This is a genomic window from Gymnodinialimonas sp. 202GB13-11 (assembly GCF_040932485.1).
Classification (GTDB): Bacteria; Pseudomonadota; Alphaproteobacteria; order Rhodobacterales; family Rhodobacteraceae; genus Gymnodinialimonas; species Gymnodinialimonas hymeniacidonis.
The window spans coordinates 2018533-2043751 of the sequence record NZ_JBFRBH010000001.1 but is presented as its reverse complement, the minus strand read 5'-3'; the positions used below and the strand labels follow the sequence as shown (position 1 = coordinate 2043751).

21 protein-coding genes are annotated in these 25219 nt (G+C 62.8%); 18 read left to right on the top strand and 3 right to left on the bottom strand.

The features are described from left to right. Window positions 1–23: 23 nt before the first annotated feature. From V8J81_RS10260 to V8J81_RS10200, 13 genes are all read left to right on the top strand, one after another. Window positions 24–926: a homocysteine S-methyltransferase family protein gene (locus tag V8J81_RS10260; RefSeq protein WP_368475658.1), complete on the top strand. Its 903-nt coding sequence runs from the start codon at window positions 24–26 to the stop codon at window positions 924–926. After that, complete coding sequence (locus V8J81_RS10255; RefSeq protein ID WP_368475657.1) at window positions 923–1342, top strand: DUF2867 domain-containing protein; 420 nt, start codon at window positions 923–925, stop codon at window positions 1340–1342. The genes V8J81_RS10260 and V8J81_RS10255 overlap by 4 nt, the downstream gene beginning before the upstream one ends. Beyond that, window positions 1339–2169, top strand: a complete 831-nt coding sequence (locus V8J81_RS10250; RefSeq protein ID WP_368475656.1) for an isocitrate lyase/PEP mutase family protein — start codon at window positions 1339–1341, stop codon at window positions 2167–2169. Before V8J81_RS10255 ends, V8J81_RS10250 begins: the two co-directional genes overlap by 4 nt. Beyond that, entirely contained in the window at window positions 2162–3703 is a 1542-nt protein-coding gene (locus V8J81_RS10245) for a trimethylamine methyltransferase family protein (RefSeq protein ID WP_368475655.1), read from the top strand. The genes V8J81_RS10250 and V8J81_RS10245 overlap by 8 nt, the downstream gene beginning before the upstream one ends. 136 nt (window positions 3704–3839) lie before the next feature. Continuing rightward, window positions 3840–4814 (top strand): membrane dipeptidase, encoded by a 975-nt coding sequence (locus V8J81_RS10240; RefSeq protein ID WP_368475654.1) that lies wholly within the window; start codon window positions 3840–3842, stop codon window positions 4812–4814. Then, a complete protein-coding gene (locus tag V8J81_RS10235; RefSeq protein WP_368475653.1) occupies window positions 4811–6481 on the top strand; it encodes a hypothetical protein in 1671 nt (556 codons plus the stop codon). The genes V8J81_RS10240 and V8J81_RS10235 overlap by 4 nt, the downstream gene beginning before the upstream one ends. Then, window positions 6478–7044, top strand: coding sequence for a DUF3726 domain-containing protein (locus V8J81_RS10230; RefSeq protein ID WP_368475652.1), 567 nt, complete (start codon window positions 6478–6480; stop codon window positions 7042–7044). The genes V8J81_RS10235 and V8J81_RS10230 overlap by 4 nt, the downstream gene beginning before the upstream one ends. Window positions 7045–7256: 212 nt before the next feature. Next, entirely contained in the window at window positions 7257–7907 is a 651-nt protein-coding gene (locus V8J81_RS10225; protein ID WP_368475651.1) for an FHA domain-containing protein, read from the top strand. Continuing rightward, window positions 7904–10324, top strand: a complete 2421-nt coding sequence (locus V8J81_RS10220; RefSeq protein WP_368475650.1) for a protein phosphatase 2C domain-containing protein — start codon at window positions 7904–7906, stop codon at window positions 10322–10324. Before V8J81_RS10225 ends, V8J81_RS10220 begins: the two co-directional genes overlap by 4 nt. A 42-nt stretch (window positions 10325–10366) precedes the next feature. Next, entirely contained in the window at window positions 10367–11230 is an 864-nt protein-coding gene (locus tag V8J81_RS10215; protein WP_368475649.1) for a hypothetical protein, read from the top strand. Between the two features lie 9 nt (window positions 11231–11239). Then, window positions 11240–13249: an FHA domain-containing protein gene (locus V8J81_RS10210; protein WP_368475648.1), complete on the top strand. Its 2010-nt coding sequence runs from the start codon at window positions 11240–11242 to the stop codon at window positions 13247–13249. A gap of 13 nt (window positions 13250–13262) precedes the next feature. Beyond that, window positions 13263–13748, top strand: coding sequence for a hypothetical protein (locus V8J81_RS10205; protein ID WP_368475647.1), 486 nt, complete (start codon window positions 13263–13265; stop codon window positions 13746–13748). Continuing rightward, window positions 13748–14704, top strand: a complete 957-nt coding sequence (locus V8J81_RS10200) for a TSUP family transporter (RefSeq protein WP_368475646.1) — start codon at window positions 13748–13750, stop codon at window positions 14702–14704. The genes V8J81_RS10205 and V8J81_RS10200 overlap by 1 nt, the downstream gene beginning before the upstream one ends. Before the next feature lie 2 nt (window positions 14705–14706). Here V8J81_RS10200 and V8J81_RS10195 read toward each other — a convergent pair whose 3' ends face one another. After that, window positions 14707–18249 (bottom strand): protein kinase domain-containing protein, encoded by a 3543-nt coding sequence (locus V8J81_RS10195; RefSeq protein ID WP_368475645.1) that lies wholly within the window; start codon window positions 18247–18249, stop codon window positions 14707–14709. 105 nt (window positions 18250–18354) lie between these two features. Here V8J81_RS10195 and V8J81_RS10190 point away from each other — a divergent pair, with 105 nt between their 5' ends. Continuing rightward, window positions 18355–19005: a fused DSP-PTPase phosphatase/NAD kinase-like protein gene (locus tag V8J81_RS10190; RefSeq protein ID WP_368475644.1), complete on the top strand. Its 651-nt coding sequence runs from the start codon at window positions 18355–18357 to the stop codon at window positions 19003–19005. A gap of 7 nt (window positions 19006–19012) precedes the next feature. Here the strand turns inward: V8J81_RS10190 and V8J81_RS10185 are convergent, their stop codons facing one another. Both V8J81_RS10185 and V8J81_RS10180 read right to left on the bottom strand, forming a co-directional pair. Beyond that, on the bottom strand, window positions 19013–21310 hold the full coding sequence (locus V8J81_RS10185; protein WP_368475643.1) for a serine/threonine-protein kinase: 2298 nt from the start codon (window positions 21308–21310) through the stop codon (window positions 19013–19015). Between the two features lie 156 nt (window positions 21311–21466). Then, window positions 21467–21676 (bottom strand): hypothetical protein, encoded by a 210-nt coding sequence (locus tag V8J81_RS10180; protein ID WP_368475642.1) that lies wholly within the window; start codon window positions 21674–21676, stop codon window positions 21467–21469. 180 nt (window positions 21677–21856) lie between these two features. Here V8J81_RS10180 and tig point away from each other — a divergent pair, with 180 nt between their 5' ends. From tig to V8J81_RS10160, 4 genes are all read left to right on the top strand, one after another. After that, window positions 21857–23182, top strand: a complete 1326-nt coding sequence (gene tig / locus V8J81_RS10175) for a trigger factor (RefSeq protein WP_368475641.1) — start codon at window positions 21857–21859, stop codon at window positions 23180–23182. Between the two features lie 99 nt (window positions 23183–23281). Then, window positions 23282–23836, top strand: a complete 555-nt coding sequence (locus V8J81_RS10170) for a GNAT family N-acetyltransferase (RefSeq protein WP_368475640.1) — start codon at window positions 23282–23284, stop codon at window positions 23834–23836. 164 nt (window positions 23837–24000) lie between these two features. Further along, on the top strand, window positions 24001–24591 hold the full coding sequence (locus tag V8J81_RS10165; RefSeq protein ID WP_368475639.1) for a hypothetical protein: 591 nt from the start codon (window positions 24001–24003) through the stop codon (window positions 24589–24591). 78 nt (window positions 24592–24669) lie between these two features. Next, window positions 24670–25170 (top strand): hypothetical protein, encoded by a 501-nt coding sequence (locus V8J81_RS10160; RefSeq protein WP_368475638.1) that lies wholly within the window; start codon window positions 24670–24672, stop codon window positions 25168–25170. Window positions 25171–25219: the final 49 nt, after the last annotated feature.

Genomic DNA, 25219 nt, shown 5'->3' with positions numbered 1-25219 from the left:
ACCCTCCTCGCAGGGGGCGTGACATGGCGGACGTGACGATCCTTGACGGCGGCATGGGGCAGGAGTTGATCCGTCGTTCAGGACAGCCTGCCCAACCGCTCTGGTCGACGCAGGTGATGATCGACCATCCGGGCCTGGTGGCCGGGGTCCACAGCGACTATGTGGACGCGGGCGCGCAGGTTGTGACGACCAATTCCTACGCGATCCATCGTGACCGGCTTCGCGGCTCAAGCTCAAACCACTATGCAGGTGAGGGGATTGAACTGCCCGATCGGGAGGCGGAGTTCGAGGCGCTGCTGGCGCGGTCGCTGGATGAAGCCGACGCGGTGCGCGGCAAGGCGCAGGTAGCGGGATCGATCGGGCCGCTCGGGGCCAGCTATCGCTCGGACCTGAACCCTCCTTTCGATGAGGCAGTGGCGCTTTACGCGGAGGTCGCAAAGGCGCTGACCCCGCGCTGTGACGTGCTACTGTTTGAAACGATTGCCTCCGTTGAGGCCGCGCGGACCTGTCTGGAGGCGGGGCGGCAGACGTTGCGGCCGGTCTGGCTGGCGCTGACGGTGGATGATGAGGACGGGTCGCTTTTGCGCTCAGGTGAGTCCGTGGCGGATGCGGTAGCCGTCGCAAAGGATGCGGATGCAGTATTGGCCAATTGCTCCGCGCCCGAGGTGATGCCTGCGGCGTTGGAGGTTCTGGCGAGGACCGGTGTGGCGTATGGCGCATACGCCAATGCGTTCACCCAGATCACCAAGGCGTTTCTGGAGGGCGGCACCACCGCCAGCGATCTGAGCGCGCGGCGGGATATGGGGCCAGAGGCCTATGCCGATCACGCGATGACTTGGGTCGAGATGGGGGCCACAATTGTCGGCGGCTGCTGCGAGACGGGGCCTGCCCATATCGCGGAAATCGCGCGGAGGCTGGGGCGGTGACCGGCCTGAAGCGCCCATTGCGGCCGCCAGATTGGGCGGACACGCATTCCGGACCGGTGCGGCCCGAGATTGCGACGGCGCGTGGAGCTTATGAAACTGCGCTGAGAACCATGCCGCGTTGGGCTGAAGCGGCGCTGGCGATCCGCAATAGGGTCGTTGGGATATTCGGCCTACACACACCGGATATGGGGCAGGGGATGGCTGACCTTCCGGTGATCTCCGAGACGGATGAAGCCTATGAACTGGGCCTGAAAGACCGTCATCTGACCTTCACGATATTGACCGAGATGCGCGACGGCGCGGCGGCTGTGACCACTTCGATCTGGTACAACCATTGGGCCGGGCGGCTGTATCTGCTCGTGGTTCTGATCCCCCACAAATTGATTTTGCGCGGTGCGCTGAGGAGGCTGGCATGAAGATGGCGGAGCGGCACGAGACGTTTGCGGATTTGCATGGTTCGGGATGTTTCGTGATGCCGAACCCATGGGACCGTGGCAGCGCGCGGATGATGGCGGCAATGGGGGCGGTGGCGTTGGCCACGTCCTCGGCGGCCCATGCCTTCACGCTGGGGCGGCCCGATATGGGGGGGGTGAGCCGAGACGAGGCCTTGGCCCATGCCGAGGATATCGTGGCGGCGACGAGCCTGCCGGTCTCGGGTGATTTTGAGAACGGTTTCGGAGATGCGCCCGAAGATGTGGCCGAAACTGTCCGCTTGGCGGCCGAGGCGGGCCTGTCGGGTTGCGGGATCGAGGATATGGCCTTTGGTGAGTCCGTGACGGCTTATGACTTTGATTTGGCTTTGGAAAAGGTGAAGGCTGGCGTGGCTGCTGCGCGATCTCTGGGGCGACCATTCGTACTGACGGCGCGGGCCGACGGGATCATGAACGGCGTCTACGATTTGGCGGAAGGGATCCGGCGGCTGCAAGCGTTCGAGGATGCGGGAGCTGATTGCCTTTACCTGCCTGTGCCGCCGGGCAAGGCCGAGTTGGCGCAGGTGTTGGGCGCGGTATCAGCGCCCGTGAATGCATTGGCGGTCGGGCCGTTGCAGGACCTGTCGGTGGCGGAGCTGGCAGGGATGGGTGTGCGGCGGATTTCGCTGGGATCACAGGTGGCGCGGCTGACCCATGCGGCGATCCGGGACGGAATGGCCGGGCTGATGGTTGGGGATCTGACCCCGTTCAAAGCGAGCGCGTCGGGCGATGAGATTGATGCAATGCTTAGGGAGGGCAGCGCGGATGGTTGAGGTTCAGGAGCGTAAGGGCCGGCGCGGCGGCGGAAGGGCAGCGCGGGTTGCGGCACGAGCGGCGGCTTTGCCGGATGATGTGAGGCCGATCCGTCCGGGGATGGAGGGCGGCACGCTCAAGGTCTTGAGCGAGGCGCAGATCCTGCAAATCCACCATGCGGCTTTGGAGGCGTTGGAGACGATTGGACTGGCCGACGCCCCGCAATCGGGCATCGACATCATGGTCTCGGCAGGCGCTGTTCTGGGCGAGGACGGGCGGCTGCGCTATCCGCGTGCACTGGTCGAGGACATGCTGGCCAAGGCCAACCGTAACGTGACGCTGCCCGGGCGGGATCCGCGCTTTGACCTGCATCTGAACGGCACCAAAGTGCATTACGGAACGGCGGGGGCGGCTGTGAATGTGGTGGAGGTCGAGACGAATTCGTATCGGCATTCGACGTCTCAGGACCTCTACGATGCGGCGCGCATCACGCAGGTTCTTGATAACGTGCATTTTTTCCAGCGCCCGATGGTTTGCCGCGATATTGCAGACAATCTGGAGATGGACCTGAACTCGATCTACGCCTGCGTGGCGGGGACGCAAAAGCATATTGGCATGTCGTTCAGTGATCCGTCTCACGTCGCCCCTTGCATGGAGATGATCCATGTGCTCGCAGGTGGGGAGGAGAAGTGGCGGGAGAGGCCCTTTATCTCCAACACCAACTGCTTCGTTGTGCCGCCGATGAAATTCGCCACGGAAAGCTGTGAGACGATGGAGCATTGCATCCGCGCGGGCATGCCGGTGCTTTTGTTGAGTGCGGGTATGGCAGGTGCAACGGCGCCCTCGACCATAGCTGGCGCTGTGGTGCAATCGACGGCGGAATGTCTGGCCGGGCTTGTCTATGTGAATGCGATGGCGCCGGGGCATCCTGCGGTATTCGGGACCTGGCCCTTCGGGTTGGATTTGCGCACCGGGGCGATGAGCGTGGGGTCCGGTGAGCAGGCGCTTTTGTCGGCGGCCTGCGCGCAGATGCATCAGTTTTATGGCGTGCCGGGCGGTGCGGCCGGTGGGGCGAGTGATGCGAAGATGCCCGACATGCAGGCCGGGTGGGAGCAGATGTGCTCCAACGTTATGACGGGCCTGTCCGGGTTGAACATGGTCTACGAGGCGGCGGGCATGCATGCCTCGCTTCTGGGTTTCTGTCTGGAGAGCCTGATCTTGAGCGATGATCTGATCGGGCAGGCGCAAAGGTGCGTGCGGGGGATCGAAGTGAATGACGAGACGATGGCGCTCGATCAAATGGCCGAGGTCTGTCTGGGCGGGCCGGGGCATTATCTGGGCACCGACAAAACGCTGGCGCTGATGCAGTCGGACTTCGTTTATCCGACGTTAGGCAACCGGATGAGCCCGAAGGAATGGGAAGAGGCCGAAAAGCCCGATCTGATTGCGAACGCGACGGCGCGGAAGAAGGAGATACTGGCGCAGGGCGCGTGTCAGGTTGATCCGGCGATGGATGCAGCGATACGGGCGCGTTGGCCGATTTACTTTGGGTGAGGGGCGTGCGGGCCCGCCCGCCCACCCCTTTTTGGGGGCGCTGCCCCCGTCGCCAGAGGCGACTCCCCCGAGGTATTTTTGAAACAAGGAAGCAGGGTGCTTGACCGGGTTCGCCGGGTCAGTGAGAGATGTCAGCATGCGCATTGATGGGCTTCAATATTGCAACTGGTCGCGCCGCGTCTTTGAGGAGATGCGGGAGGGCGGCGTTGATGCGGTGCATGTCACCATCGTCTACCATGAGGTGTTCCGGGAAACCGTTCTGCAGATTGAGCGGTGGAACCGGTATTTCGAGGATCATGGCGATCTGATCGTGCGCGCAGGCTCGGGCGAGGAGGTGCGCGCGGCGAAGGCGGCGGGCAAGACTGCGATCATTTTTGGGGCGCAAAACCCGTCTCCGATCGAGGATGACATCGGGCTGGTGGAGATTGTGCACCAGCTTGGGCTGCGCTTCATGCAGTTGACCTATAACAACCAATCGCTGCTGGCGACGGGCTGTTACGAGGCCGAGGATATGGGCCTGACGCGGATGGGCCGCGAGGTGGTGGCCGAGATGAACCGGGTGGGGCTGGTGGTGGACATGAGCCATTCGGCGGATCGCTCGACCATTGAGGCGGCGGAGCATTCGACGCGGCCCATTGCGATTACGCATGCCAATCCCTTTGACTGGCACCCGGCACGGCGCAACAAGCGGGCTGTGGTGATCGAGGCCGTCGTCGCGGGCGGCGGGATGATGGGGTTCTCGATCTATCCGCATCATCTGAAAGATGGCTCTAACTGCATGCTCGACAGTTTCTGTGGTATGATTGCTGACATGGCGGACCGCTATGGCGTGCAGCATTTCGGGATTGGCAGCGATCTATGCCAGGACCAGCCTGACAGCGTGGTGGAATGGATGCGCGTCGGGCGCTGGACGAAGAAAATCGACTACGGCGAAGGCTCGGCTGACAATGCGGGCTTCCCGCCGCAGCCCGATTGGTTCCGCTCCAATTCCGATTTTCCAAAGCTGGAGGAGGGCCTACGCGCGGTCGGTTTCGATCAGGCGGGTGTGGATGCTGTTATGGGCGGCAATTGGCTGGACTTCTTCGACAAGAACTTCGGGCCAGCCGCATGAAGGCGCCAGCACATCAGGACATTCCGCTGCGCGATCCGCAGGTGGTGATGAAACTCAAGCGAATGGGCTGTTTTCACCAGTCGCGTCTCAGCTTCATGCGCATCCTCCTGCGACGGATGAAGGCGGAGAACTGGCAGTTTTCCTGTGCGGACTGGTCTGTGGACGCGGCGGGCGTGGGCCATGCCGTCTATAGCGCCAAGGGGCCTGAGCGGACTTATTCGCTGGTGGCCTTCGCGCATGATCTGCCGCCCGATCAACGCTCTGACCGGGTGATCGCCACCGCATGGGACGCGACGTTTGCGCTTTTCGATGACGTGCCGGAGGCGGCCGATATCGAACGGTTGCGGGGCAATGTGCCGAAGCAGGAGGCCGGCCGCGTCTCGGGTCGGGAGCTAACGCTCAGCCGCGCGAACCGCTCTGTCCGGCTGTGGGATCATGTGGTTGGGCGGCTGGCCGAGGGGCGGCAACCGGACCTCGATCTGGTCGAAAGCGTAGGCTACCTGATGCGGACGACGGCTGTTTACGGCTCGGCCAAGTTCGGCGCGGCGGATCGGGTGGAAATCGCGGACCGACCCGAGTTGAGCGCGCCGTTTCAGGCAGAGATGCTGACGGTCTACCTGATCCGCGCCTTTGTGCTTGATCTGGTGGAACATATGGCCCGCGCGCGGAACGCGGATGCCGTGCCGCTTGATCCAGCGCTCCGGCGGCGCTTTGGCATAGGCAATTCGACGGGCCTCGGCATGGCGCCGTTCCTGATGAATCACCCCCGCCTGATCCACAATTGGATCGCCGCGCGCGAATGGGCCTTGGCCGAGGTTCGGGGCTTGGCGCAGGCCAGTGGCGACAAGGTCGACGTGTTTCGCGGTTATGCGGCGCGCGCGACCAAGAACGCGCAAGACTGGCAGTCGGAGCATCCGATCCAGCAGGCAAAGCTTGCGGAGTTGCGGGCCGATATGGCGGCGCTGTCTGCGCATCTGGAGCGATTTGATTTCGCGGCGCCTTTGCCGTGGGACCGCCTGTGGCGTTGGAGCGAAGGAACGCTTGGCCTGGAGGGGCAGGAGCAACTGGCCGCCCTGCTGCTTGAGCCCTACGGCGCGATTGTGGACACGGCGGCAGGTTGCATGGCCGCCGATGAAGGACCGGTGCGGATCGACGGTGGGCGCGATGTGGCCGACATCCGGGAGCTGATCGAGGCGGTGCATCCGGAAGCCCTGACTACGGATTGGGATGCGCCAGAAGAGCAGGCGAGGGTCTGGTATGTCTCCGCCGAGAAGCTGGAGCCGCGATTGGGCGAACGCGCGGAGGAAGACTTGGACCCGTACGCGCAGCCGCTTTGCCCGGCGCGGGATGCGGCAGCCCTTTATTCCGCGCTAGACGGCGCGCAAGGCACCGTCGCCGCATTTCTTTTGCGCCACCCGGAGCATCGCCACACGGTGCGCCGCCTGCAGATTGCCGAGGCGCATCCCTATGCAGAGGTGCGCGATAACACCACCCACGCCGATATGGCCCCGATCGACTTATTGCGTGCAAAACTCAGCTTCTTTGGGGCGACGCGGTTTGATCCACGCTCGGACCGCTGGCTGCGGATCACGATGTTCCAGAACGCGCCGTTCCCGCATGAATTGGCGGCGGCTGACCCTGATGATTGGAGCTACCCTGCGCCATGAGGCACGACCTGTCGCTGGGTGAGGTGCAATCCCTTGCATTGAAGGCCACGCGCGGGGCAGGGCGCAGCCACGGGATGGCAGAAGAAGCCGCCTTCGCCGTACGATGGTTGGTTGAGCGGGGCCAAGATGGCGCGGGCGCCTTGGCCACTTTGTTGCAGGCGACTGATGGCGTGGCGGAAGGCTGCCCGATTGCGACGGGCGCGGCGCTGTCCGATGCGGGCGCATTGCAAGGTGGGATGCAGGTTAAGGTGCATTGTCCGTTGCTGCTTGCACCGTTTCTGGTGGCGCTTGCAGATGCGGAGGCAGGTGTGTCGCTGGCAGTGGACGATCAGGTCGTGCAGGTCGGGGCCGGGGGGATCGGCGGCACGGACATGACTCAAACACTGGCAGAGGTGCGGATTGGGCGCTGTGCTTCGCCTGAGCCTTGCACGACCGTGCGCCGTGCAGACGTTGACGATGCGACTCTGCAAATCCTGTTGGATTTTGCATCCCGCACCTACGCCCCGGCGACCGAGGAAAGTCGGGCCAAAGGGGCAGGGGCCGGTGTGACGGACAACGATTGACGCTCTGTCATTTTGCGGCGCGGTGAGGTCGTAGAGCACCGCACACGGGCCCGTGATTGCAAAGGGTCACGCGGCAGGGATTTCCGCCACTCGCCTAAGCTGCCAAATTCCTTCACGTTTGCCGCCAGTGTGTTACCAATTGGACCACGCCCACACAGCAAGACACTCGGCGACTGAACCCAACCCGCCTCAGCGCCGGTGAAAGGATGATCATGGCCAAGAAACCCATCCTCACGGACGACGAATTGGATGGCGGCCTCCCGCCGCGCCCCGCAACACCCCCGCCCTTACCGGGCGCAAGCTCCGGCGTGACCCGGCCGTTGGGTGTGCCAGCGGCGGAATCTACGGGCGCGTCCACGCGGATGGTGGATGATCCAACCCCCGATGAAGCGCCGCATCCACCGCCTGCGCAAAAGGGGCGGGATGCTTCCGGCCACGCGCGCCCCAAGACGCGCATTCATGGTTATGGCAATGCATCGCGCGTGGATGAGGTGGCAGAGGCCGCAGAACCGGATGCGCAGCCTGTCGTTGGCTGGCTTGTGGTGACAAGTGGGCCCGGTCGCGGCGCGGCAGTGGGGTTGAGCGCGGGCATGAACGCCGTTGGGCGCGGGCCAGAGAACGCCGCACAGGTCGATTTCGGCGACGATACGATCAGCCGAGACGCCCATGCCTATGTGACGTACGACCATGAAACGCGACGCTTTCACCTCAGCCATGGCGGCAAAACCAACCTTGTCCGCCTGAATGACGCCCCTGTGCTCACCGCCGAAAGCCTCTCCCACGGCGACACGATCCGCATTGGGGCCTCGGCCTTGCGGTTTGTCGCGCTCTGCGGCCCTGATTTCGATTGGGCCGACGCATGAGCGCCCCGCAGGGCACGGGCGGGGACAGCACCGCCATCGGATATGACGTCGCCACGGCCCTCTGGCAGGGCAAACGCCCTTATCAGGAGGACACGCTGCTTGCCGATTTCCATGGCGGGATGGATCGCGGCTTTGCCGTGCTGGCAGACGGTATGGGCGGCCATGCGGCGGGGGATCTCGCCAGCCGCCTTGTGGTGATCGACGCGGTCAGTCACCTGAAATTCCTGATGCATGACGGCGCGGCGCTGGAACAAACCCTCCAGTCCGAGCTGACCTCGGCCATCGAGACGGCCAATGATGTTCTCAAGGATCGCGCTGCCGATGATCGCCGGTTGCAAGGCATGGGGGCGACGTTTCTTGCCACGGTCCTGTTTGAGGATCGCCTTTACTGGGCTTCCGTAGGGGACAGCCCGCTGTACCTTTGGCGGGAAGGTAAGCTGAAGCAGCTCAACGAAGATCATTCGATGGCGCCGATCATCGACCAGATGGCGAAATCAGGCGAGTTGACGGAAGAAGAAGCCGCAAATCATCCGGATCGTAACGCGCTCACCTCGGTTCTGATGGGGCGCAGCGTGAAGTCGATGGATGTGCCAAAGACGGCTACCGTGCTCGATCCGGGCGACGTGCTGATCCAGGCCTCGGACGGGCTGCAATACCTTGATGAAGCTGAAATTGTGAAGGTTTTGGAAGGGCTTGGCGCGGAAGCGAGCAGCCGCGAGATTGCGGATGCCCTGATGCAGGCGCTGTTTGATCTGGATGATCCGGCGCAGGACAACACCGCGATCATGGTGCTGCAATTGACCCAAGGCATGGGTGGCGGCGGCGGAATCGCGGCCGCAACCGGCACTGCAAATGCTGATGGCGAGCGCGCCGTTGCCGGAGCCACGGCAGCTGCGGCGACCGGCGGCGGGGCGGCGACGGCCAGTGCCGTGCCTGAGGAGCCATCTGAGCCTGACCCGCCCGAAAAACGACGAAGTCTGCTGGTGCCTGCGGCCCTTCTCGGCGGGGCGGCACTGGCACTTGGGCTGATTTTCGGCCTGCCGAGCGAGCAAGACACGATCACGCCCACGGCGGATGAAACGCCTGTGGCTGAGGACGAGGCGCGTGTTCCCGATGACTCCCTACCCAGTGATGAGGCTGCCTCAGCCGAGGTTGACCCCGTCGAAGATACGGATCCTGCCACACTCGAAACCTTGGACCCAGCGCCTGACACGCTGCTCGAAGATGATCCTGCAACACCGGCAGCGGATGAGGAAGACGCGCCCGAGGCCGTCCCTGACGCCGATGTGCCCGCTGCTGAAAGCCCCGAAGATACGACCCCTGCTGAAGACCCGGCCTTGGAGGCCAATCCCGCTGAGGAAGAGGCCGTTGCTGCGTCAGAAACGGAAGGAACCGACCCTGAAACCAGCTCTGCCCCAGCGTCTCAAACCGAGGACGGTGACGTCGAAGCAGAGGCAGAGGCTGACCCCTCTGAGGGTCCGGCAGACACAGAAGCCGCTGAAACTGCCCCGGCGGGGGCGGAAGCCTCACCCACGGAAGACACGCCTGAAAGCACCGAACTGGGCAGTGAAGAACCGGTTCTTGATGAGGAAGCGACCCCGGCGGAGGAGCCACAATCGCCACAGCCCGTGCGCGGCGGTGATACGCCGGACAGCGATACACCCGATGCGGGCGCAGCGGATCGTGGCACCGAAGGCTCCACGCTAGACGGCGATCTGGGCGCAGATGTGCAACAGACGCCTGCGCCAACCGAAGGCCCCGCAGAAGATGGCGCGGAGGTGCTTGCCCCCGTTCAGGTCGTACCCAATGCGCCTGCCGTTGGCGGGGCGCAAACAGGCTCGACCCAAGGCACCAGTCTTGGGCAAACTCAGCCATCTGCGCTGACCGATACGACGCCTGCAATCGGAGAGGGAGCGCCCGAAGCACCGAGCGTCGCGCCGCAGCCTGCTCCTGCACCAACACCGACCCCTTCGCCCGCACCCGCTCCAGCACCCACGCCTGCGCCAGCTTCGCCTCAACCGCAAGAAGTCGAAACGCCCGAACCTAGTGCCGTGCCCGGGGTTGGAACGCTCAGCGAGGGTCTGAGTGCGCCTTCCGGCGGTGAGGATGCAGCGCCCGCGCCGGCACCCGCCCCGCAGCCCGTGCCGCTTGCCCCGCAAACCCTTCCACGCGCGCCGATTGGCGTTGAACCGACCAGCCCGCAAATCGGCGAAGATGACCGCGCGACCCAGATGGCCCCGCGCACGCCCTCCGCCCCCCTGATCGACCCTGCCATTGGCGCAGAAGATGGGGCCAATGTGCTGCCGATGTTACCGCCCTTCACGGGCAGCATTCAAAGAATTTGCCAAGCACAGCAATGCTTTGCCATCATTCGACAACCGGATGGAACGGTGACCATCCTGCAACGTCGCAGATAACAGAACACACCGAAGACACGGACCACGGGGACCAACACCAAGATGACCGATGATGTGGAGCTTTCAATTCGGCAAGTGACCGGGGGCAATGTCCTTCTGGCGACCGAAACCCTGCGCCTTCCGGTGGAGATCGGCCGTTTCGGCGCCGATAATGTGGGCCGTGTCAGCGCGGGTGACGGGCGCGTTGTCCATTTCGGCGAAGGCTACGGCACACTTTCGCGCCAGCATCTGACGATCACGCCATCCGGCGATGGTGGGTTGGTTGTGACGGACCTGTCGTCCAATGGCGTGGCCCAGATCGGGCAGGAAGGCTCTGCACCCGTGCCATTGGGGCGCGGCGGCACCGTGCGCATGGCACCCGGCGCGATGCGTGCGTTTGAAACGGTAGGCCTGCGTTTAACAGTTTGCTCGCCCAAGGAAGCGCAAGTCGATGCCATCGGGCAGCCCCTGCATCTCGTTTACGACAGCACGTCGACAGGCGGGCTCAAGGCGCTTGACCTGGACGGTGTGTCGATTGCCTTGGTCGCCAACGGCCCTGAGGTTTTGATGCGCCGGCGCAAAGGCCGCGCAGCGCAGGCGCTGGAGGCCGCAAAGGCGGAAGGTGCGCAGGTTTTGGTGATGGTCGGTCCAGATGGCGCGGGCGGCGTTGAAGCCATTTGCGGCATGAGCAATGAGGTCGAACACAACCGTCGCACCCTCGATGAAGGTGAAGCGGTGCAGATGGATCACCTCGCCACGCTGGACATTCGTGGGCAGCTCCTGCGAATCATGTCCGCGGAAGAGGGCAAGGGCTTGAGCTGCACGAACCGCGACTGCCGCCAACTCAACCCTTATCTGCCAGGCGAGAATTGCCGCTATTGCGGGCAACGCCTTGGGGATGGAACATCGTACTGGGTGCACTCGTAAGGGGCTGATATGATTACTTTTCCGGTCCGCTTCCGCGTTCGCCAGATTGGCATAGACGGCAACACGATGGGCTCGTCGCGCATTCTTCTATGTGAAGAACCCGGTGCTTTTTTGGTTGGCAAAACCGATGAGGCTGATGTTCCGCTTACCGGCGATGCGGTCAGCCGCAAGCATATGTCGATTGTGCTGAGCGCCGAGGATGTGCAGGTGCGCGACGAGGGCTCTACCAATGGCACTTACGTGAACGGCACGCGGGTGGCCGAGCAAGTGCTGGAGGTGGGCGATCAGGTTTCCATCCCCGGTTGGTTGCTGGAATTGCTGGCTCCGGCGGAAAGCGCGGCCAGTGCCACGCGCATTGCCGGGGTGGAGGTGGATGCCTCCCTCGTCAGCCGATTGGTCATCACCGATGACGATGCCCCGCCGCCGTCGCGCCGGACGTTCCCGGAGATGGAGTTTGCTGGCAAAGATATCGTGGGGATCGAAGCATTGCGCGCCTCTGGCCACCCGGTGGAAGAGGTCAAATTCTGTGCCGTGGGCGGCGGGTTGGGAAGCTTTGTCTGGGTCGACCACCTGCGCTGCTACGGCATTTCCGCCAGCGATATCAGGGCGATAGGGACGGAAGAGGTCTGCTACCGGACCTACCAGCGCTACTGCAAGAACTCCCAGATCCCCGACCATGAACGCCTGCGCTCCAACTCCCTCAGCCGCCCTGACAATATCTGGGGCTTTCCGGGCTATGCTTTGCGCGAGGTCGGCAAAGGCATCGGCGTGAAGGGCATTTTCCAGGTCTTCGGTGAGCCGACGCTTTCGGAAAGCTACACGCCGCGCGCGGGCGATGTGTTCGACAGCCTCGATATCGAGGCCAAACGTATCGGCTGGCCCGAGATGTTCGTGAAGGCGCAGGTGCTTGGTCTGCGCAAGACGAGCGATGGGCGCTATGCTGTGGCCTACAAGCTCTGGGGTGGTGAGGCGCAGGGTGAGGCACGCAATCGCTATCTCATCGCAGATGTCGTGCATCTGGCGACAGGCTATCCGGCCACACGATTTGTCGATGATTTTCAGACGTTTATCACCAATCACCCCGACAGTCGCGCGCAGGTCGCCAATGCTTATGAGCCACACGATCAGATGTATGTGGAGGCCGAACGGCGCGGTGGCCCCGTTCAGGTTGTGGTGCGGGGTAGGGGCATCGTGGCCTCTCGCATCATCCAGCGGCTTTACGAGGCGCGGGCCAAGAACCCGCAGATCCGCATCCTGCACTCGATGCGCACGCCGATCGGGCCTCGCGATGGGGCGGTTTTCCGCAAAGCGCGCCGGTTGGTGCGCAACAATGTGGAAATCCAGCCCTTCAACTGGCCGAAAAGCTGTTGGGGCGGCGACCTGCGGGTCGAATACGAGAATGCCGGCGAGGAAGATCGCGGCGTGATGCTATCGCAGCTTGGCGGGACGACCACGGCCGAACGTTCCGACTGGATCGCCATCGCCGAACGCGGCGCGGAGGAGGGGTGGTACAGGCCCGTCTATGGCAACATCTCAGACCTGCAGCCGCTGCCTTCGCCGGGGCCCGATCAGCCCGACGGCGTGCAGGTCTCGATCAACACGGTCGAGGGCAACGAGGAGGTCCTGAACGCCGATTACCTGATCGATTGCACCGGCCTGATTGCCGATATCCGGCGCTCGCCGTTCCTGGCCGACCTGCTCGACACTTACCATCTGCCGCGCAACCACGGCTATCGCGTCACCGAACAGGGGCCGCAGAAGGGCGGGGCCACAGGCCTGCGCTGCACCAATGACTTTGAGATCGAGGGGCTGCGGAACAATCAAGGCCGCGTTTACGCCGCCGGCACGATCACTACGGGCGGGCCTTACCTCGCGGTCGATAGCTTCCTTGGCCTGCAATATTCCGCCATCCGATCCGTCGATCATCTTGTCACAGAACGCATCCACAAAGTCCGCAACCTTGGGCCATTCCGGTCCTTCGGGGGGTGGACAAAGTGGATGGTCGGCGCCCGGCCGTGAAGGAGAACGCGATATGATCCTCACCCTCGCCGGACGGCTGCAAACCCGCCTTTTCCTGTTTCTTTTCATCGGTGTGCCGGTCACGTTGGCCTTCGTTTTCATCCTTGCTGGATGGAAATGGGATTATGACATCGCCATGCCGTTCCTGCTGTTCCTGGTCACGATCACCGGCCTTGGCCTGTTGCTCGACCCGATCTACATCTTCATCCAGACCACCCGGTGGGACCGGGACTGGCCCTTTGCCTATCAATTCTTCTTCTCATGGGTCGAATTCGGCATCGTCTTCGCCGTCGCCCGTGCGGGCCTGATCCCGTGGCTGCCGGTCTCGGTCGAAGGCCAATCGGCACCGCTTGTGGATTTCTCAAGCACCACGGCCATCGGCCTTGCTACTCTCCATTTCACATGCGTGTTCATCCCGTCTTTTCTTGCCCTGCTTGGACCGATGCAGGCGATCTTCGTGCGCTGGCGCTTTAAGGGCGGCCAGTTCGGCAAGCTCTGATGATGCACAGCTCCGCCATGAAGCCGGTCATCAAGGCGTGGATTCCGATCCACCTTCTGCTGCTGGCGGGCGCATATTATCTGCTGTTTCAGGAAAGTGAGGTGACCCTCGACGTCTTGATGGGCCTTTGGTTCTTCTTTCCCGTCGGCATCATGGGCGCGATCATCGCCAATGCAACGGGCACCGGCGGTGGTGTGGTCTTCGTGCCCGTTTTCGCGGCCCTGCAAGACGGCGGCATCATGATCCCGTCGGAACTGCTCAGGATCGCCACGCTGAAGCCTGAGGAATCCGTGGCCGTCTCCTTCACCATCCAATGCTTCGGCATGTCTATCGGGGCACTGACATGGGCGTATTCGATCTTCGTGAAAGACGGCCTCGCCTGGGATGAGAAAGTCTCTAGCCAGACGCTTGCCGCGCTTACCTTTGCGCCGCTGGCCACGGGCATTCCCGCGCTTCTCCTGACCCAAGCCTTTATCGAGGTCGAGGGCGCGCAACTGCTGTTTTACTTCAAGATATTCTCACTCGCCCTTGGCGTGACGCTTCTGATCTTCACTTGGGTGCAGCGCCGTCAGGCGGCGAAGGACCGAAAGCTTTGGGTCTCCCCCGGAGAGTTGTGGGTGCTAATGGGCTTGGGCGTCATAGGCGGGGCCGTCACGGCGCTTTTCTCGGTCGGGATCGGTGAATTCCTTGCCATCTACCTGATCCTGCGCCGCTTCCCAACGAAAGTGGCCATAGCCGTGGCCGTCTGGGTCAGTGTCATCTGCGTGATCACCGGCTTCTGGGATGGCTACTTCAACGAATTGGTCCGGCTGGAGATTGCCCTGATCGCCGTGCCCGGCGCCATTGTCGGCGGGTTCCTAGCCAAAGGCATTGCGTCTTTGCTTGGCTCGCTTTGGCTCAAGACGCTGGCGTCGATCTGGATCATCGCGTCGAGCATCTATCTGCTCGCCACCTGACCCTATTCTCCAATCCCTTCGCCACTGGGCGCGCTTGTGCGCAATTCGATGAGCGCGTCGCAGGTCGTATTGGCATCTGCCGTGGCCAGCCACACGCGCAACGGTTGATCGATCTCACCCGCATCGCCAAACCGCAATGCACCATCAACCGATAACGGATCTGCCACGCGCCAAGTCTGGCCGAATTGGGCCACCAACTGGCCGTCACAGCCCGAACGGGCCGACACGTCCAGCGACAGGGCCCGTGACGTGCTGAGGATGGTGGTCGAATAGGCCGGGGCAGGCGTGACGAAAAGGGGGCGGTCTACAGCCTCGACCAGATTGGTCAATTCCTGCGGCAGATGGGACCAGCATTCAGACAGGTTCATCTCGCCCCCGGCCTCAACCGGGAACAGAAGCGATCGGCCTTCCAGATCAGGCGTGATCCCTCTGCCATCCTCTGCCGGGCCAAGAGGCGCGCAATTGCCGGTGTCGATCCGCACAACCGGCGGCGGGGCTTGCGGTGCGATGGTCACAATCGCGGGTTCGTCAAACAGCGGCTCGGGCGGGCTGCCTTCTCGCCGGAAGATCGTGGCTTGTGGCTGATCCGGGATGCCCACGGCGATATGACTGTTGTCAAAGCTGAAATAGCCTTGTGCCGCCTCTCCGAAATCGTGCAGTGCGCCGCCGGTGGCGACATCGATCAACTGCGCCGTGTTGCCACCCGCTGCGCCCACAAACAGCATCTGCCCGTCCGAGGAGACCGAGATAAAGGCGTCTGCCGTGCCTTCGGGCAATGATCCGCTGCCCCGGATGTTACGCCCGACCAGATCAATGATTTCCCAAGCGGTGCCGCTGGCGCGCATGAAGCTCAGCCGGTCGCCGGACAGGCGATAGCGAGTGTAAGGTGAAGACGGAGGGAAGTCCGCCAATTCGCGTTGGTCGAGGGCATTGTCGTAGAGCGTGACACCCCCGTCATTGCGCAGGATCAACAGCCCCTGATCGCCGCCCATGGGCGACATGGCCACGAATGGGCCGATACGGTTGCCCGCGGTGCGGCTCAGACGCCCATCGGTCTCAAACACCCGCACAAGGCTTGGCGTGATGACCGTGATCTGATCTGCATTCTCAGCGAAAGTGACACGCACGGACGTTCCATCAGGCACCGAGGTCAGGATCTGTTCGGACGGCGCGCCGAGGGTCGTGTTGGCCAGATCAACCAGCACGATGTCGGTCTGTCCACCGACACTGGCGCGGGTATAGACGAAATGCGTTTCGCTGCGGGAAATGGCACGGTTCGCGGTTGTCACCGTTGTCGGCTCAAACCGCAGGATTTCGCGGCGATTGGCGATGTCGTAGAGCCGGTTGGGGGTGCCGGGGCCAGTTGTGGCAATGGCGTAGCCGCCTTCCATCGAAAAGCCCAAGCGTGTGATCTCGTCCGGAATGCCGCGCGCCAGATGGGCTTGGTAGACGCCGCTTTCGCGATCGAACAGGGCGATGCCGCCGGTGCTGTCGACCAGACCGACCGTGGCGTTGTCCCAAGAGAAGCGCGGCAGCAGCGAGAGAGTGCCATTTGGCGCGCTGAGCGTGGCGGTCTCCACCAGATACATCGGCCCTTCGCCCAAAGCGTCCGCCAATGCGGCCTCGGTCAGGGCAAGCGCCTCGGCCAGATTGGCATTCTCGGCCTCCAACTCAGCAATGCGGCCGCGGAGCCGCTCGATTTCCGAGGCGTTGGCATCGCTCGCGCCCATGGCTTCTTCAGCTTCGGCAAGATCCGCCAACAAGCGGGCGCGCTCTGCCTCGGACACTTCCAGCGCGCCCTCCAGCCGGTCCATTTCTTCGCGCATCGAGGCAGAGCCTTCGCCGGCCTCAAGGGCGGCGGCAAGGCGCGTTTCCAGATCGGCAATATCCTCGGCGGCTTCGGCCAAGGCGGCCTCCGCTGCGGTCAGGTCGTTGTCGACATTGGCCAAAGCTGCTGCGCGGGTCCGCTCTGACGCTAGTTCCCGCTCCAGCCGTGCGATCTCGGCGGCGGTTGCTTCCGCGTCCTGCGTCAATCCATTGGAGGCGGCTTGTGCAGCTGCCAACAGCGCTTCAAGTTCTGTGATCCGATTGGTGGCCGTTGCATTGTCTGCGGCCAGATCAGTTGCGCGCTGGGTTGCGGCATCCCGCGCGGCCCGCGCATCTTCGAGGGCGGCTTGCGTGACGGCCAGCGTCTCTAACGAGCGTTCCAACTCGGCCACTTGCCCGGCGGCGGCATCCCGGGCGGCGCGCGCTGCCTCCAGCTCGGCCATTGTTGCGGCCATATCCCCGTCCGCAGTCTCCAGTCGGGCGAGGTTTTCCTCTGCCGCGTTCAGGGCGGCCTGCATCTCAGACAGCTCCGCCTCTGCCGCGCCACGTGCGGCCTCGGCCTCCGCCAGCGCGGCTTCCAGTCGGCCCATCTCGGCCATCATCTCGTCCATACCGGGCGAGAGCCAGGCGGGTTGGGTCGACCAGATGCCGGCCCCAACTAAAGCTGCAAAGACGCCACCCAGCAGAGCTCCACCCAGAAACCGGCGGCCCGATCTGGGCGCAGGGGCAGGGGCTTCGGCCACGGGGGCAGCCATTGGTGTGACCATCGTGGTGGGCGCATCGGCCAGCGCTGCCAGCCACGCGCCCGCGTCCTTGGGTCGGTCTCCGGGAGTCATGCGCAAGGCACGGTCGATCAGGTGCAGAAGGCGGCCATCATGGTCTGGGTGCGCGTCGGCAATCGGCTGGTACGGGTCGGGCTGGCCAGTCGCTATGGCACTGGCACGTTCATCGGCGGCGATGGGCGCCGCGCCGGTGATGACGTGGTGCAGTGTCGCCGCTAGTGCATACAGGTCCGAATACGGCCCCTGTTGCGCGCCTGAGACGTAGAATTCATGCGGGCTGTAGCCGTCTGTCACCACGCGAAAGGTTCCCGCCATGCGTGAACGCGCCTGAGTTTCCGCCCGTGCCGCGCCGAAATCGATCAGCATTGGCATTCCGAACCGGTCGATCCGAATGTTCTGTGGCTTGATATCGCGATGCAGGACCGATTGGTCGTGGATATATTTCAAAGCGCCTAGCAGATCGCGCGCCAGTTCCAGCACGCGGTGCGGTGAGAAAGCGCCATCGGCCCCCACGATCTCTTCCTGCAAATCGCGGCCATGGATGAAATCGATCGCCATATAGGCGGTGCCGTTTTCCTCAAACAGGGTCTGGACATGTACGACATTGGGGTGCCGCAACCGCGCCAGCATCCGGGCCTCTCGCAAAAACTGTGCACGCGCGGTCTCAAAATGCTCGGAAGTGCCGGCCGACGTCGCGCTGACAGCATGGGTCGCCGCCTGCCGCTGTGCCAGCCCTAGCGGAAAGCACTCTTTCACCGCGACATCCCGCTCGAGTGTATCTTGTGCAAGATAGGTGATCCCGAACCCGCCCGACGCGATCAGTCGCTTGATCTCATATTGGCCGCCCAACAGTTTCCAACCCGGCGGAAGCTCTCCGGCGGGCAGTTGGTGAGTGACGGCATCCGGGCCGCGCGGGGTTGGTGTTTCATCAGCCATGGCTGCAGGCACAATTGCGCGCGCGCATCCGCCTGTAAACGCATGTTTTCCCTATCGTACGGGCAGGGCTTGCAATCTGGTCCGTGCTGCGACACGTCAAACGGGATGGCATTGACGTTTATGCAGAAGTTGCACGGGGCCTTGGACGTGGCCCGGGGGCGCTACGATCAAAGGATCGATAGCGACCTTGGCCTGTGGCAGGGGCGGTACTTTGCGGCTGTGAACGATCACGGCCTCCTGCGGCGCCATTGGCGCAATGAGGGAGAGGTCGCACCCGGCCTGTTCAGGGCAAACCATCCCGATGAAAACGCCCTAAGGCAGTGGAAAGCGCGTGGAATTGTTGAGGTTATCAGCCTGCGCCCCGCCCAATTCGCCGTACACGAATTTGAGGCGCGAACCTGCGAGGCCCTTGGGCTTCGGCTGCGCAATGTCCCGCTAGAGGCGCGATCGGCCCCACGTCCTGAGCGCCTGCTTTCATTGCTCGATATATTCGACACGCTAGAACGACCCGCCCTGATCCACTGCAAATCCGGCGCTGATCGCACTGGGTTGGCGGCCGCGCTATGGGGGATCCATATCGAAGGTCATCCGGTGGCTGAGGCAAAACGCGCGCTTGGACTGCGCCATCTGCATCTGAGCTGGTCCAAGACAGGCGTTCTGGACCGCTTTCTCGATGCCTACCAAGACCGCCTAAAGCACGGTGACATACCCATAAGGCTCTGGATCGAAACGGAATATGATCCGTCCACGCTCTGACGCGTGATCAGTTCAGCCAAGTCTCGATTTCCAGCGTCGCATCACATCCGGCGCCGTCGATCGTGCCCACCCAGATGTCGATCCGTCCTTCAATCGCTGTCTGACCGGTCAGGTTCAGAAGCGGGGCGGTGATGCTGCCGGTATTATCATCGAAATGCCAAACCGTGTCTTGCGTGTTCACCAGCAGAACCGTGTCGCATTCACCGGCCTCTACTTCCAACTCCAGACGCCGGAATTGCGCCATCTCCGAGGTGTAGAGCGTGAAATCAGGGATCTGGTCCACAAAGCCCACGACATTGGCGGGCAGATCCGCACAATCGCCCAGGTTAGCTGTGCCACTGGCGCGCAATAACTGGGTCTGCGGCGTGTAGATCTCGGTACCGGTATAGCGCAATTCTGCGCCCGGAACGGCCCAGGTCGGGCAATTCGCCGTCGTGCCGCCGCCGCCCGACACGGTTCCACCGGGGGTGTTGGGGCCGGGATTGGGCGTTGTGCCGCTGGCCAGCATCAGGTCGATCTCGGCACGTGCCTCTCGCAATTCCATCGTCAGGCGGTCGGCCTCAGCCTCAGCCTCCGACAGGTCTTCGGCCATGCGCTGCAAATCGGCCTGCGCGCGTTCCACATCACGCATGGCCGCGGCACGCTCTGCCTCCAGTGCGGCCAAGGCGTCGGCATCAATCTCACCACCACCCGCCTCAATGGCGGCTTCAAGGGCCGCCAGCTCGGCGGCCAGTGCTGCGGCGCGGGCCTCTGCGGCGGCTTGTCCAGCTTCGGCTTCGGCCCGTGCAGATTCAAGTTGCACCATTTCTTCCGGGGCAGGGGCCTCGGCCCGTGCGGCTTCCAAAGCCGCTTGCAGGCTCGTGATTTCCGCTTCCAGCGCCAATTGCGCCTCGCGTGCGCTGTCCTGATCGGTCAGCGCCTGGTTCAATTGATTGCGCAGCTCAACGGTCGCACCATCGTCGCTGTCTTCTGCGGCGGCCAGTTGGGCTCGCAAGTCTGCAACTGTATCGCCCAGTTCGCCCACGCGGGCCTCGGCAATCTCGCGGGCTTGCGCTGCATTGGCGACCTCTGCCTGCAAGGCGCTGGCCTCTGTCGCCATGGTTTCAAGCTCCGCCTCAAGATCCGTACGAGCCGAGGTGGCCTCGTCCAACATGCGCTGCATTTCAGCATCGCTGCCTGCGGTGCTGCCGCCATCGGGCAAGACGAAATAGGCACCACCGCCCAAAAGCGCGAGAAGACCGCCGCCAACAGCAGCCCCTTTCCAAAAGCCACCATTGCCCGGGGGTGGGGTGGGCGTGTCCGCTACGGGTGCCGCGACTGCGACCGCGGATGGGGCTGCGGCGACAATGCGTGTGGTGGCATCGGGAATGGCGGAAAACCACGCGGCCGCATCGGCAGGGCGGTCCTTAAGGGGCCGCGACAGGGCGCGGTCGATCAGCGCCAGAAGGCGCGGGTCATGGTCGGGAAAGCGGCCTGCAATGGGCTCATACGGGTCCTCTTCGCCGTTGGAGACCTTCTGCGCGCGTTCATCGGCTGGGGCAGGGGCGCTGCCCGTGATGCAATGGTGTAGCGTGGCCGCCAGCGAATAAAGGTCGGAGGCCGGGCCTTGCTCCGTGCCTGCGACATAGAACTCGTTTGGGGAGTAGCCGTCCGAGACCACGCGAAACGTGCCCGCCGCGCGGGAGCGGTTCTTGGTTTCCTGCCGCGCCGCGCCGAAATCAATGATGACGGGTGTATCCAGCGTGTCGATGCGAATATTGGCCGGCTTGATGTCGCGGTGCAGCAGGCGTTCCTTGCCGCGCTCAGGTGCATCGCGGTGCAGGTAATCAAGCGCATTCAGAAGCGTGCGCGTCAGCTCCATCACATAAGCCGGAGTCAGCTTTTCACGCTCATTGTCGATGATGTGCTGCAGATCGCGCCCATCGACAAAGTCCATCGCCATATAGGCGGTGCCGTTCTCTTCAAAGAGAGTCTGGACGTGCACGATATTGGGATGGCGCAGGGCGGCCAATGTGCGCGCTTCGCGCAGGAACAGATTGCGTGCCGTCTCGAATGGTTCGGCTGTCGACGCACTGGCGGCGGAAACTGTGAAATCGCCCGCCCTCAGGGCGAGGCCTGCCGGAAAGCATTCCTTGATTGCAACTTTGCGGTCGAGGTTGTCGCGCGCCTCGTACGTGATGCCAAAGCCGCCCGCCGCGATCCGGCCTGTCACCCGATACATTCCCGATGAAAGCTCCGCGCCCACGGGCAATTCCCCGGCCGGGCCATCCGGCAGCACGCGTGTTTTGCTGGGATCGTCGCTCATCTTGTCCGGGTCCGGCCTTTGAAGGGGCGCCATTTTTGAAGGGCAGCTGACGCGAAGGGGCTCAGGTCGTGGTTCCTTTAAATATGGTAAAGGAGAGGGGGGAAAGTAAATGTCGGGATTCCCTTACGCGCGCGGCGCAAGGCGGTAAATCCACCGTTACAAGGCCAGGCCAAGAAGGGCAGGCAATGCAATGGCCCCGAGCAGCGTGAATTCGACCCACCGCATATCGTGGCTCGCCCGCCTGCGCTGGTCTCGAAACCCGCCAACCGGACGCTTGGGCGGAAGCGATTCGACGATCAGCACCGCAAAGCCGCGATGGGCGGCCTCTTCCCTTTGTCTGTTGGTGATACAGGTCATTTTCGGCACGGATTGATCGCTCCTCCCCCGGTTCGGGCATCAAAGCAAGCCGAAGGCCCTTTGCCAAGCCTCCGACCCCCTTGCGGACCGGGCCGCAGCCCCATAGAACGGCGCAAATTTTCACCCGACCTGAATGGCGCGGGCAAGCTCGTATTGCCTGACCGCCGCCTAGCCGTCACGAGGACAGACATGCAGATCACCGAAACCCTTTCCGAGGGCCTGAAGCGCGAATACCAGATCACCGTCACGGCGAGCGACCTTGAGGCGCGCGTGAATTCCAAGCTGGAAGAGGCGCAGCCCGAGGTTGAGATGAAGGGCTTCCGCAAGGGCAAGGTGCCGATGGCGCTGCTCAAGAAGCAATTCGGCCCCCGCGTGATGGGCGAAGCGATGCAGGAAAGCGTCGATGAGGCCATGCAGGGCCATCTTGAAGAAACGGGTGATCGCCCGGCGATGCAGCCTGACGTGAAGATGACCAACGAGGACTGGAAAGAGGGCGACGATATCGTGGTCTCCATGATCTACGAAAAGCTGCCCGAGATCCCTGAGGTCGACTACAAGAAGCTCAAGCTCGAAAAGCTGGTCGTAAAGCCCGGCGACGATGAAATCGACGAAGCGCTCGGCAACTTGGCCGAAAACGCCCAGAACTTTGCCACCAAGAAGGGCAAGGCCGCTGATGGCGATCAGGTTGTTTTCGACTTTTTGGGCACTGTGGACGGTGAAGCGTTCGACGGCGGCTCCGCCGAAGACTTCCCGCTGGTTCTGGGCTCTGGCCAGTTCATTCCTGGCTTTGAAGAGCAGCTGGTTGGCGTGAAGGCGAAAGACGAAAAGGACGTCGAAGTGACCTTCCCAGAGGACTATCAGGCCGAGCATCTGGCCGGTAAGGCCGCTGTCTTCGCCTGCACGGTCAAGGAAGTGAAAAAGCCCGTGCCGGCCGAGGTCGATGATGAACTGGCCAAGAAATTCGGTGCCGAAGACCTCGACGCACTGAAAGGCCAGATCACCGAACGTCTGCAGGCCGAATATGCCGGTGCCGCGCGCGCCGTCATGAAGCGTGGTCTGCTGGACCAGCTTGACGATGTCGTGTCGTTCGAACTGCCTCCCTCGCTTGTGAAGGCCGAGGCCGACCAGATCGCGCATCAGCTGTGGCACGAGGAAAACCCGGACGTTGAAGGCCATGATCACCCTGAGATCGAGCCAACGGACGAGCACACCAAACTGGCCGAGCGCCGCGTGAAGCTGGGTCTTCTGCTGGCCGAGCTGGGCCAGAAGAACGACGTGCAGGTGTCCGACGCCGAAATGACGCAAGCCATCATGAACCAAGCGCGTCAGTACCCCGGTCAGGAACGTGCCTTCTTCGAATTCATCCAGCAGAACCAGGCCGCACAGCAGCAGGTTCGCGCACCGCTCTTTGAAGACAAAGTTGTCGACTTCATCGGTGAGCTGGCAAAAGTGACCGAGAAAGAGGTCTCCAAGGATGACCTCAAAAAGGCCGTCGACGCGCTTGACGAAGAATAAGCGGTCACGCTGACGTTACGGAACGAGAACGCGCTGCCCCTTGGCGGCGCGTTTTTTTGTTGGCAGACGAGATAAACCGCGCGCAAGGGAGGGAGGCCCATGCCAAAAGATCATAATTCTAAGCCTCTCGTTGTGCTGCGCGCGCCTGTGCCGCCTGACATCGAGATGCACCTAGCCCTGCCGCACTCCCGTGAGATTCACATCATGTATGGCGGCGATCCGGAGATACCGCCCACTGCCAACCTCGCACGTTCCGAGGGTTGGTATGAATGGCTCTGCGACCATCCCTTTGCCCGGATCATCGAGGTTGAGGGGCGCGCCGTCGGTGAAATTCGCCTGCACAGCCATGACGAGGCCGACCGCACAGCGCGCCTTGCCGTGGGCCTTTTTGCCGAAGAGGATTTGGGCCGCGGTTATGGGCATCAGGCCATCGTGCAGACCCTTTGCCACGGTTTTGACGCCATGGCGCTTGAGATGATCGACCTCAGGGTCCTCGAATTCAACGAACGCGCCATACGCTGCTACACGGCCTGTGGATTCGAAACCGTCGCGCGCCTGCCCAGATCGCTAAAAATCGGCGAAACATGGCACGATGACCTGCTGATGGAGATCACGCGGCCACGGTTTTCCTCCGTGCGCGTCGGTCTGGAATAAGCAATCAAAATCAAAAAGCTAGCGATGTCTGTTATCCGATAACGCGGCCCGGCGGTTGTATAACAAGGGCGGGCAGGGGCAGCTTTGGTCAAACGCCGACCAACGGCTCACGATTTTTATGCACGTCTTTTCTTGCACCCTGATTTTTTTGAAAGCCCTGACCCATGTTGAAACCCACCCTCCTTGCCCTTGTTGGCCTTGCTGCGGTTGTTCCTGCAGCCTCGGCTGACACGATCGCCCCTCTGCTTCCCCGCCCGGACCTCTCCGACGGCTTGGCCCCGTTCGAAAGCCCCGCTTTTGGCCGCATGGTCGAGTTGTGCGAGCGTTTCGGCGTCGCCTGCAGCGTGCCCGGCGCTGACCGGTATGCCGAACTTGATGCGACAGACCTGTTTGACCTCATCCCCCGCGCTCAGGCCGATGCCGCCAAGCGCTGGGCGCTTTACGCCGAAGATTGGGCCGAAGTGGCCGAGCTTTACGATCACTACACGCCCTATCACCCGCCCTCACCGCGCCTTTATGGATGGACGGAGAACCGCCTGTCCGACATCGACGCGCTTCTGGAAAGCGTGCAGGAACGGTTGGATCATCGCCCTTCCATCGCGCACGTTGTGCCGCGCCCTCGCTTTTCGTGGCAGCATCCGTTTGGAAACCTGCCTGGCGCGAATTCGTTCGGCCATCGCGGGCCGACGATCATCAACCCTTATGCCTTGCCCCACCGGCCCGGCAATTCGGTGATCATCCTGCCATCTCGCTGAACTATGCTTCCCTTGTCCTGCTTCGGCAGGGCAGGGTCCTTTCAAAATTCATTTCAAAACAATCGAGTAGAGAATTCCATGACCTATAAACTCCCCCTGATCGCAGCCCTTGCCGCGACCCTAGCAACTCCGGTCCTTGCCCAGGACATCAACGATATGCTGAACCCACGTGCTATGATTGCCGAGCTTGGCCTTAGCCAGATCATGCAGGGCAACCATGGCAACCAAATCGCTGCACCGCGCGTGGTAGAGGTTGCTCCGGCCGAGATTGCCGCCCTCCAGTTGGACACGACCGTCCTGCGTTCACCCCGTCCTTTGCTGCGCCCCTCGACGCTGGACATCGCTGATGCTGTGCGGGTTCCCTCCGCCGACGCTGCGGTCGCTGCACCTGTTGCCTCTGACGTGCGGGCAATGATTGGTGCAATGGAAGTGGCCGCCGCCGATGCACCAGCTGGTGCGAACACGCTTGTCGTCTCTGGCGGCGATGCCGTGGCCGTGAACGGCACAAATACGGCTGTTATCCAAAGTGACGGCCCGGCCCCGCGTCTCAGCCTGTGGCAGCGTATTTTCGGCAACTGACCCATTCCTGCCGGGCCCTAAGCCACGGGCTTGGCAGGTTTTTTATCAT